The organism is Coleofasciculus sp. (genome assembly GCF_046539235.1).
GTDB lineage: Bacteria > Cyanobacteriota > Cyanobacteriia > Cyanobacteriales > Coleofasciculaceae > Coleofasciculus.
On sequence record NZ_JBKHHI010000224.1, the window covers coordinates 1 to 10,718 of the forward strand.

The 10,718-nt window shown below is 45.7% G+C and carries 9 protein-coding genes; 2 read left to right on the forward strand and 7 right to left on the reverse strand.

From position 1 onward, the window contains the following. Positions 1-68 precede the first annotated feature (68 nt). Entirely contained in the window at positions 69-635 is a 567-nt protein-coding gene (locus ACLFWI_RS18705) for a Uma2 family endonuclease (RefSeq protein WP_446414160.1), read from the reverse strand. A gap of 51 nt (positions 636-686) precedes the next feature. Continuing rightward, a complete protein-coding gene (locus tag ACLFWI_RS18710) occupies positions 687-1,121 on the reverse strand; it encodes an SRPBCC family protein (protein WP_446414161.1) in 435 nt (144 codons plus the stop codon). Between the two features lie 319 nt (positions 1,122-1,440). On the opposite strand from ACLFWI_RS18710, the gene ACLFWI_RS18715 reads away from it, so the two are divergent. Both ACLFWI_RS18715 and ACLFWI_RS18720 read left to right on the forward strand, forming a co-directional pair. Continuing rightward, a complete protein-coding gene (locus tag ACLFWI_RS18715) occupies positions 1,441-2,832 on the forward strand; it encodes a malic enzyme-like NAD(P)-binding protein (RefSeq protein WP_446414162.1) in 1,392 nt (463 codons plus the stop codon). A gap of 113 nt (positions 2,833-2,945) precedes the next feature. Beyond that, complete coding sequence (locus ACLFWI_RS18720; RefSeq protein ID WP_446414163.1) at positions 2,946-3,977, forward strand: WG repeat-containing protein; 1,032 nt, start codon at positions 2,946-2,948, stop codon at positions 3,975-3,977. 13 nt (positions 3,978-3,990) lie between these two features. Here the strand turns inward: ACLFWI_RS18720 and ACLFWI_RS18725 are convergent, their stop codons facing one another. From ACLFWI_RS18725 to ACLFWI_RS18745, 5 genes are all read right to left on the reverse strand, one after another. Next, on the reverse strand, positions 3,991-4,887 hold the full coding sequence (locus ACLFWI_RS18725; protein ID WP_446414164.1) for a DUF4340 domain-containing protein: 897 nt from the start codon (positions 4,885-4,887) through the stop codon (positions 3,991-3,993). A gap of 237 nt (positions 4,888-5,124) precedes the next feature. After that, the gene (locus tag ACLFWI_RS18730) at positions 5,125-6,855 is read right to left on the reverse strand and encodes a Gldg family protein (RefSeq protein ID WP_446414165.1); all 1,731 of its coding nucleotides are present in this window, start codon (positions 6,853-6,855) and stop codon (positions 5,125-5,127) included. A 114-nt stretch (positions 6,856-6,969) separates the two neighbouring features. After that, a complete protein-coding gene (locus ACLFWI_RS18735; protein WP_446414166.1) occupies positions 6,970-7,770 on the reverse strand; it encodes an ABC transporter permease in 801 nt (266 codons plus the stop codon). Further along, a complete protein-coding gene (locus tag ACLFWI_RS18740; protein ID WP_446414167.1) occupies positions 7,770-8,870 on the reverse strand; it encodes an ABC transporter ATP-binding protein in 1,101 nt (366 codons plus the stop codon). The genes ACLFWI_RS18735 and ACLFWI_RS18740 overlap by 1 nt, the downstream gene beginning before the upstream one ends. Positions 8,871-9,475: 605 nt before the next feature. Further along, positions 9,476-10,375: a sugar phosphate nucleotidyltransferase gene (locus ACLFWI_RS18745; RefSeq protein WP_446414168.1), complete on the reverse strand. Its 900-nt coding sequence runs from the start codon at positions 10,373-10,375 to the stop codon at positions 9,476-9,478. Positions 10,376-10,718: the final 343 nt, after the last annotated feature.

Consider the following 10,718-nt stretch of genomic DNA (forward strand, 5'->3'; position numbering starts at 1 on the left):
CTAGGAAAAGGGCGGGTTTTGTTGAAAGGTTATCGGTGATATGTTTAATTGAATCTCTAAACCCGCCCCTACAGCATTTCTAATCTAAACGCTGGCAATATTTCCTCCCCTGACAACACAACAGGCATCGACACAACTTCTACCTCTGTTCCCTCTCGATAAATCTCCACTTGCCGATCATGGTAATTAATTAACCAACCCAACCGCAAACCACTTGCCAAATATTCCTGCATCTTATCCTGAAGTGGCTTTAATCGGTCGGTGCGAGAGCGCAACTCAATCACGAAATCTGGACAAAGCGGCGGAAACTTTTCTCGTTCCGATTGACTCAACCCTTGCCATCGCCCCAATTCCACCCAAGCGACATCTGGAGAGCGATCGCCTCCACCAGGTAAACTAAAGACTGTTTGGGAACTAAAGACTACACCAAGCTGAGTCTGGCGATTCCAGATGATCAGATCGCCAATTAGATTTGCTTCTTGGCTACCACCTTCTCCGCCAATCGGTGTCATGATAATTAACTCTCCCTGGGGCGAACGTTCTAATGGTACATCAGGGTTGGCTACACACAGTTGATAAAACTGCGATCGCGTCAATGTCGTGGTAATTGGCTTTAAGTTTAATACGGTGGTCATAATTGTATGGAATAGCAGAACGTTTGGTATCAAGAGCCATATTTACCCTAATTATAAATGCTCAACATACCGCTTCAACTCCCGCGCCATGCGTTGCATTCCCCGATGCTCATCTTGCCGGATAAAGGGGACAAAAACACGAGTGAGAATACCCGAAAAACGGCTTGTGTGAACATATTTAGTCCGACTCAAACCAATCTCTTGTAACTCAAATACGTACTCACTGCGAAAACCAGGAATCGATGAAACCCAGCGCAGACAAATTCCGGGTTGTAAGAGTGTGATCAAGGGTTCAAATTCCGTTTCTTCATCCTTGGGTAATCGTCGTAATGATAGAGATACCGCTTGTCCTTTTGCCAAGGGCTGTTCTGGTTCACGGTCAAAGAGAAAGGTGTTCCAATACTTCCACTGCTGTTTGTCTAACAAAACCTGCCACACTTGTGACTTGGGAGCATTAATTTCGATTTCAGTATAGAGACTTTTCATAATAAAAAAGTAATAAGTCAATTGTAGGGGCGGGTTTAGGGAATCAATTCAGATATCCACCAATAAATGAACAACAAAACCCGCCCTCCCCACCAATAAATGAACAACAAAACCCACCCTTATTCAAAATTTCCTCGTCTCCCTTGTCTCTCCCGCCCCCCTACTCCCAAGAAGGGCGGGTTTAGTTAAGTTAGGGGTTAGTCTCCAACGTTATCGGTTAAACCCGCCCCTACAACCCCGCACCTGTTCACCAAGAGCTTTCCCTAGAACTGGGAATTGGGTCTACAATTGAAAGCTTGAGACCCGAAATCAATCCAGCATGGCAGACTTGACACCGAATTCCAGTTTCAGTTTAACGATTCGTATCCAACTTCCCAATCGTTCTGGGATGTTAGCCACTGTTACTCACGCGATCGCACAGGTAGGGGGAAACCTGGGACAGATTGATCTGATTCACCAAACCCACAAAGTTACGACTCGTGAAATCACCATCGATGCGACGAGTACCGAACACGCGGAACAGATTGTGCAAGCAGTTAAGGAACTTACCCATATCAAGGTGATCGATGTCTATGATCGCACGTTCAATCTGCATCGAGGGGGTAAAATCAGCATCGAGAACAAACTCCCCCTGAAAACCCAAGCCGATTTAGCCATGGCGTATACGCCAGGGGTGGGTCGAATTTGTAACGCGATCGCAGAAGACCCTCAACAAGTTTACTCCCTGACCATTAAAAGTAATACAGTAGCGATTGTTACAGATGGTAGCGCTGTATTAGGGCTAGGAAACTTAGGCGCCGAAGCCGCATTACCCGTCATGGAAGGGAAAGCGATGCTGTTTAAAGAATTTGCCGGAATTGACGCCTTTCCTATATGTCTGGCAAATCAAGACACCGATACAATTATCGAAACCGTTAAAAACATCGCTCCTGTTTTTGGCGGGATTAACCTGGAAGATATCAGCGCCCCCCGTTGCTTTGACATTGAAGCCAAACTGCGGCAAGTCTTAGATATTCCTGTGTTTCACGATGATCAGCATGGAACCGCCATTGTTAGCCTCGCGGCGTTAATTAATTCCCTGAAACTGGTGAAGAAATCCCTGGAAGAGGTGCGAATTGTGATTAATGGCGCTGGCGCAGCGGGAATTGCGATCGCGCGGCTATTGCGTCAAGCTGGGGCGAAGAGGATTTGGATGTGTGACTCCAAAGGCATTCTCTCCAAGAAACGCAGCGATTTAACGCCCCAAAAACAAGAATTTGCTGTTGAATCCAGTGGTGCTTTAGCCGGTGCGATGGTGGGGGCGGATGTGTTTCTCGGCGTCAGTGTTCCTGGTGTTTTGACCCCAGAAATGGTACATTCGATGGCACAAGATCCTATCGTTATGGCTATGGCGAATCCGATACCCGAAATTCAGCCAGAATTGGTGCTAGATGATGTAGCGGTTATGGCAACGGGGCGCAGTGACTATCCCAATCAGATTAATAATGTTCTGGCGTTTCCTGGTGTGTTTCGCGGTGCCCTCGACTGTCGCGCCTCGGTGATTACCAGTACCATGTATCTAGAAGCGGCAAAAGCGATCGCGTCTTTGATGTCTACCACAGATTTAGACGCTGAACATATTATCCCATCGGTTTTTGATCAGCGCGTCGTGACAGCCGTTTCAGCCGCCGTACAACAAGCCGCCCGGAATGAAGGGGTAGCAAGGCGGTAAACACTGATTTCACTGATTGATGTTGAAGGATTGGGGTGGGGATGTGGGCGGTTGGTAGCACTGATGACACTGAGATGTTAAGTTAACTTCCTCATCTTCCCCTGCTCCCAGACGTGCCATGGCACGTCTCTACATTGCTCCCCCTGCTCCCCACAGCACTTATTCCGCCAGCCCTAAATAGTTATTATTACCCCATGGGTAGAGGATTGTTAGATTACAAGTTTAGACATCGGCTAATTTTTAATATCACCAGTCTCTTCTTAGGTTTACTGGTTACTCAATTATCCGGATGTCAGATTATACCAACGATTAACAACGGTTTCCATAATTCTCGAATTTCTAGCGAAAATGCTGTTCCTGTACAATTTGCTTTCCCGTTCGAGTTAGAGTCAGGACATGATTTTTATCAGGGATTGGCTGCGGTTAAGTTGGAGGGCAAGTGGGGCTATATTAATCAAAGCGGAAATTGGGTAATTAAACCGCAATTTGAGTTAGCTGGCTCGTTTACTGAAGATTTAGCCCCAGTCAAAGTTGATGGGAAATGGGGTTATATTGATCAAACAGGTAACTGGGTAATTAAACCTCAATTCGATGGCGCTAAATCGTTCGCGGAAGGATTAGCCCCAGTTAAACAAGGCGATGATTGGGGCTATATTGATAAAACTGGCACGGTAATAATTTTACCTCAATTTCACGATGCTGATTTGTTTTCCGAAGGATTGGCAATTGTCGAAAATAATAATCAGTATGGTTATATAGATCAAACCGGAAACTGGATTACTCCGCCTCAATTTCAGGAAGCAGAACCGTTTTCTGAGGGGTTAGCTACGGTAAAATTGAATAACCAGTATGGCTATATCGACAAAACCGGGAACTGGGCGATTCCACCTCAATTTAAAGATGCGAGTTCTTTTTCCGAGGGTTTGGCGTCTGTAACTAATCAAGTGATGAAATCGGGGTATATTAATCATCAAGGCGAGTTTGTGATTATGCCTTATTTTGATTGGGCGGGGGATTTTGTCCAAGGTGTGGCTGGAATCTCGATGAACGATAAAATTGGTTATATTGATCAGCACTTAATATGGTTGAGTTTATTTCCACCAACCTACTTATGCAACGTCTCTACATTCGGATTGCTAATATGAAAACACTATAAATTTATTCCGACGGAACGTCTTCCTCTTCAGATTCATTCGGCGCATCTTCGGGTTTCGTTTCCTCACTGGGAGAAGCCGTTTCATCCTCTATTGGTTGCTTTTTGTCTTCGGAAGAGGACGTGTTTTCAGGAGAGGGAGAGGCGGACGGATTTTTGTTCTCAGATGTCGGTGTTTTTTCTGGTTCAGGGGTTGATTCCTCTGTTTCAGTATCAGAGTTATTAGGAGTTGGTTTTGCTTGGCTTTCCGGGGGTTCTTTTTCCTCTGTAGCGGGTGCTGTTTCAGACGTTGGTTCCTCGCTTTCCGTATCGGATGGCTCAGTTTCTTCAGGTGTTTGCTCTTTTGTTTGCTCCCATTCTGATAAGGGGCGATTGACAGCATATTCAAAGTCCATGGGGACTAAAAAGACGTTAGATTGCTGGGATTTGTCTGAAAAGGGATCAATTTGAGCATAGAGGAAACTATTATTAAAATCTGGTTTTCCTAAAAGAATTTCATGGGTTTCATCGTTTTTGAGTCGCACTGTTACCATGGCTTGAGGTTGGTCTAAACCATACTCCTTCAGGGTTTCCGGGGAGACATTGGGAATTATGCGATCGCTCTTTCCTTCAACGAGTAAATTTAATAGGAATGCAACCGATGGATCACTGGCTGGTACATCCTTCGGTTCCGTCATTTGCCAACCGGGTTCTGGTTCACTTACCCGCTTGAATTTTAAGCTGTCTTCACCGATATAAATGTTTACCTGTTGAATCTCATCTTCTTCAAAGCTAAACAGTTGCTTCTCAGCTTCCTTCGCGGCTTCCCGTTGGGGAGTTCCTACGATTTCATAAAAATAGACAAACCCTCCCAGGAAAAGGGCGACGATTAATAACATCCAAGTAGTCTTCTGTAGCTTCATTGGTTATTCGTCATTTGTCATTGGTCATACTCGCTTCGCGAGAAGCAAGCTACGTCATTTGTCATTTGTCATTGGTTATGACCCCTCTGCGTCCCTCTGCGTCAACCTATGCGTCCTCTGCGTTAAAAAAACATAATTCCGATGCGAACATTTTATATCACTTGGTCGGGGCGGGTTTAGTCACATCTGGGTGACAAATAGATGATAATCGTAAAACCCGCCCCTACAGATGTACCTTTACCGCCGCAACCACCACAGCATCCCTGCGGTCAAAAAGCCAAACGCTGGAACAATTAACAGGGCTAACCATCCCAATATTCCGGATTGGACTGGTGTTAAGTTAATTCGGCGGTCTTCGGGTTCTTTGGGACTAATCGAAAGGGCTTGTTCATCTCGCTTGCTTAACCAACTCACGGAGTTGATAAAAATATCAGGATTGAGTTGCTGATCAAACCAACTATCTGTGGCAAAGTTGGAATTACCATAGACAATTAATCGGGATTCAGCTTCCTCTTCTTTAGCTTGAGACTTATCCGTCTGGATTGGTGAAGGTGAGGCTTTTGGGGATTCCTCTGGCGAAGCAGTTGGAGACGCTTCTGGAGTTTCTGTTACTTCAGGTTCGTCGGTATCTTCACCTTCGGCTTCTGGAATTTCAGTGGCTTCCGGTTCAGATTCCGGTGAAGCGGTGGACGATTCAGCTTCACGACTTAACGCCACACCTAATACTAAAGGACCAGGGCGATCGCCTTCTTGTTCATTAAACTCCAAGGGTTGTTGTTCTGGCGTGTTTTCCGCCCAAGTTTGGGGACTTGTTACAACAAGAGGGGTTTCCTTGATCCCTTCTACAGGTTGCGTGTCCACGGGTTGCGCTAAGGGATAAATCGAAAATCCAGTACCAAAATCTTGGGTAATCGGATGATCTCCATATTGAGTCACCAAGGGTGTCGCTGGACCCAAACCTACTAAACCTTGACCCGACGCATCAATCACAATCTGATTCGTCAACATCACTCCCCAATCGGAGAGTAAGGGTTCTAATCCGGGATTAGTATCGGGGTCTATCATCACTAAAAGACTTCCCCCCTGCGCCAAATAGTCTTCTAATGCTTGCACCTCCGGTTCAAACAGCGCTCGTTTAGGTCCAGCGATTACGATTAAAGAAGCATCATCGGGAACGGCTGACTGTTCAGCGAGATTCAGGGGTTCGACGGTGAAGTTTTTTGTCTCTAACGCACTTACGGCTTGAGATAATCCACCTTCGTCTGACGCTTCTAACGGGCGTTCACCATGACCTTGGAGAAAATAGACCTTATCCGTGCGATCGCCTGTGATGCGTTCAATTGCATTGGTTAGCTGGACTTCCGATAACCGTTCCCCTTGTTCCCCTTGGCTGATGGTTTGGACTAACTCGCGTTGATTTCCATATTCTAAGTAAACCTCCCCGATATAATTTACATTAAACTTTTGGGCTAATTCAGGTTGTAGCTGGGGGTCAACAAACTCAAATTCTAAATTTGATCCATAGCGGCGGTAGTTTTCCAAAAGTTCTTGATCGGCGGGATTAGCGGGACTCTCAAACACCCAAACTTTTACCGATTGATCTAAATTTCTCACAACTTGCTGTGACTGGGGTGAAAGGGTAAATAGTTGATTTTCGGTTAAATCAATCTGTACCCCATAACGTACTCCTAAAAAGTTAATTAACCCGATAATCACAAACATAGCTAATGTCGCGATTATCGCATTGGTTCCCACCTGGGTAGAACGGCGTCCCCAAAAACCAGGGGCGATTTGATCCAGAAGTAGGAACCACAAGCCAATGATTAATAGCCCCGCAATTAGCAGCGCTAAGGATACAGGAGACCACTCACCAGCCACTTCTTGGGCGGTAATTCCCATAATTGTCAGGATCGGTCCGAACCAAAATAGATATTTTAAATACGTCCACTTAATCGACTTGGTTGTCATAAGATGAATGATACTGACTTAAAGTTGGTGGGTTGAGCGAAGTCGAAACCCACCCTACGGTTTATCTTCACGAGGATAACAAAGGACAAATGACAAAGGACAAATGACCAATAATTAAGATCGCTGAAAGCGGAAAGCTTCAATAGACTGAGCGGTGAGGAATATGCCCAAAAAGATATAACTAGCAAATAAAATAAGACTACTGGTATCCAGAACACCCCGAACTAAATTGGTATAATTCTCCATTAACGATAAATAACCTAACGCTTCGCCAAAAACACCACCGATAAGATTAGCAATTAAATCAATTACCCAGAGGAACAATATCAACACAAACGTGAGGAAAGCTGCCAGGATTGAACTATCGGTTAACGAGGAAATAAACATTCCCAGGGAAAGCACCGATGCGGCGAGTAAAATTAATCCAGCATGGGCTAATAAGGGAACCCAGGGTTGAATCGGCGGATTAGCAGCATTCAAGGCAATCACTTCATACAGGAGTAACGGTAGCACCATAATCGTAAAGAAGGTTAGCACGCCTAATAGTTTTCCCACGGCTACCGCCCAATTCGTCACTGGCGAAGTTGCCAGCAGTTCTAAAGTTCCCCGCTTTCGTTCCTCCGAATAGAGTCCCATCGAGAGAATGGGGAGAACGAATAAAATCAGAGAACCCATGACACTCAAAAACATATTCAAAAATTCATACGCCACATCGACAGGTGGTGTAGGCATTCCCAGTTGATCGTATTGCGCTACTCGCTGAATAATCCCATAGGGACTTAATAGAATCCACACGAAAAAGAACCCCGACAATAGCCAGAAAAACCCAGCCACTACATAAGCCAAAGGTGAAGCAAAATAGCCCTGCAATTCCTTGCGAAAAATTGCCACAATATTGCCAAAGAGTATACGCATTAACGATCTTCTCCAGATTGGGGAACGTCTGATTCAGGGACTTTTGATTCAGGGACTTGGGATTGAGAAACATTGGATTCAGGGACTTCTGATGGAGAATCAGAGATAGGCGATTCAGCTAAATTGTTCCCTGTCTCTATTTCCAGGTTCTCAGCCCTCCGTTCCTGAGTCGTCAGTTCTAAAAAGACATCTTCCAGGGTAGCGCGAGTGCGGCGCATTTCATGCAATCCGATCCCAGCGCCCACGGTTACCGCCGCAATATCTCGTCCCGGATCAGTACCCGGTACCGTCACAATCCGAATTAAGGAGCGATTTGGGGGTAACTGTTGATTGGGGACAATTTCGACTAAACAGACTCCGGGTAACACTTGCAGAAGCTTTTGCAGTTGAGTCGCATCCCCATCCACTTCTAACTCATAGCCCGCCCCTCCCGTCAATTGCGCCATCAGGTTTTCTGGGCTATTGGTGGCGACGATTTTACCTCGGTTGATAATCGCCACGCGACTACAGGTCATGCTCACCTCTGGCAGAATATGGGTAGACAGGATAATCGTATGTTCACCTGCAAGGCTTTTGATCAAGTTGCGGACATCAATAATTTGCCGAGGATCGAGTCCGACGGTGGGTTCATCTAAGATAATCGCAGGTGGATCATGAACGATCGCTTGAGCAATTCCGACTCGTTGACGAAATCCCTTGGAGAGTTTGCGGATCAGAACTTTGCGCTTTTCCACTAGGTTACAGCGTTTAATTGCCATCTTCACCCGCAAGGCGCGATCGCCTGCGGATACTCCCTTGAGACGAGCGACAAAGTACAAGAATCCCTCAACCGTCATTTCGGGATAAAGGGGAGGCGTTTCCGGTAAATAGCCGATGCGTTGGCGCACAGCCAGAGAATTTTCATGGACATCATACCCAGCAATTCGAGCAGTGCCACTGGTGGCGGGTAAATATCCGGCTAAAATACGCATGGTGGTCGTTTTGCCAGCACCATTGGGTCCGAGAAATCCCAGGATTTCCCCCGGTTCCACCTTAAAGCTGACATCCTGAATAGCTGGAGTGACGCCATAGAGCTTGCTCAGACGATCCACTTCGATCATAAAGATTCCACTGGAGAGGATAGATATTTTTTTAGGCTAACGTTTATCAATAATACATAGTCCGACTACTGATCGGGTTTAGGTAATCTGTAGGGGCGGGTTTAGGGACTAAAACTCGCCCCCCACCACTAACGGAACAACAAAACCCGCCCTCCTCACCGATAAATGAACAACAAAACCCGTCCTCCCCACCGATAAATGAACAACAAAACCTGCCCATTCCCCCACCGCAAGGCAATCAATTAATCCCAAACCGGACAACAAAACCCACCAGATTGCTAACCGCGATCGCACCTCAAAAATGTCGGGGTGAAAGGGTGGGGCTGGGCGGGTTTTGTCGAAAGGTGATTGGTGGCTCCATTAATTTTGTCCCTAAACCCGCCCCTACATTGGATTTCCTGTCCCGATACAGCGGGAAGGGCTGTATTAACACACCATGCTACCGTTAAAGCCAGAATAGCTCTTTGTTCCGGCAAATGGAATTCGCGGCTAGACAAACGAAGTTCGCCTGCGCGAACTAAATCAGACTCAGTCAGTTCAGAACCTGCGAAGGCAGGTTTTGTTTTTGTAGTTGCGGTTTCAACCGCCCTCGTTTTTACTACGAACTACGAACAGCGATAGTCTTGACCAAAATTGATTAAAGTTTGTCGATAAAACTCTGGCATTCCGGTATCAAAATACTGCCCTTTGACCCAATATCCCATCAATCCCTCTTCTTGGCGTAATGTATCCAGACAAGTGGTTAACTGAAATTCTCCCTTATAACGCTGATTCTGATTAATACTGTCAGCCAAAATCTCAAATATTTTCGGCTTGAGGACATACATGCCAAAAATCCCTAAAAACTTATCCTCCGCCATCCCTTCAACAAGCAGGTGCGATCGCGCATAGTCCAGATCCGGTTTTTCACAGACTTGTGTCACCGTTAAAATAGAATTCATCTCCTGCCAAACCCCAGTCACACAACCCGCTTTATGGATAATATCGGCAGACATTTCTGTCAAACCAATCACACTTTGACCCGTTTTTTCATAAATTTCTAGCACCTGACGAGTACAAGGAATTTCGGTATCGGAGGTATAAACATGATCACCAAGTAACAGTAAAAAAGGCTCTTGATTCACCCAATCCTTCGCACAGAACACCGCATGACCATAGCCTTCTTGCTCATCCTGGGTTAAAATAGTAATCCGCTCTCCTAACTCTTGCAGATACTGACAATACTCCTGATTTGAAACAGAGAGTTTATCCAAAAGTGCCTGTTTCGGGGGAGTTTTAAAGAACGCCTCAAAAATTGCGCGATCGCTCGGTTGCACCACAATCCCAATTTCTTCGATACCGCCACGCCTTGCTTCTTCCACAATCGCCAAAATTACTGGCTTCGTCCGCCCATCGCGATCGATAATCGGAAATAGTTCTTTTTTCACAACCTTTGTGGCTGGAAACAAGCGAGTCCCAAATCCGGCGGCGGGAATTACGGCTTTACGAACAATCTGACTGGACATGATCTAAGTAGGTGATGATAATAAAAGTTACTGATGCCGACTATAGCCAGCAAACGGCACAAATCCGTCAGATTCTGGAGTCAGGATGTAGGGTGTAGCCATGAAATAGTTCGTAGTAGGGGCTTTAGCCCCTAATTTCTTATGTTTTTTGGGTTTATGCCTAATCTACCCAATTAGGTGTGCCACACCAGATGGGCTGATTGAGAATAGTGCAATATGTGAGTCAATGAACAATCAACACCGAATTATATATCAACCAATGACAAAATTGGCTTAAATATTATAGCGCCACCGAGCACGATATCCTCTCACATCAATATGGGTAAAACAGCTAGCACTGGCT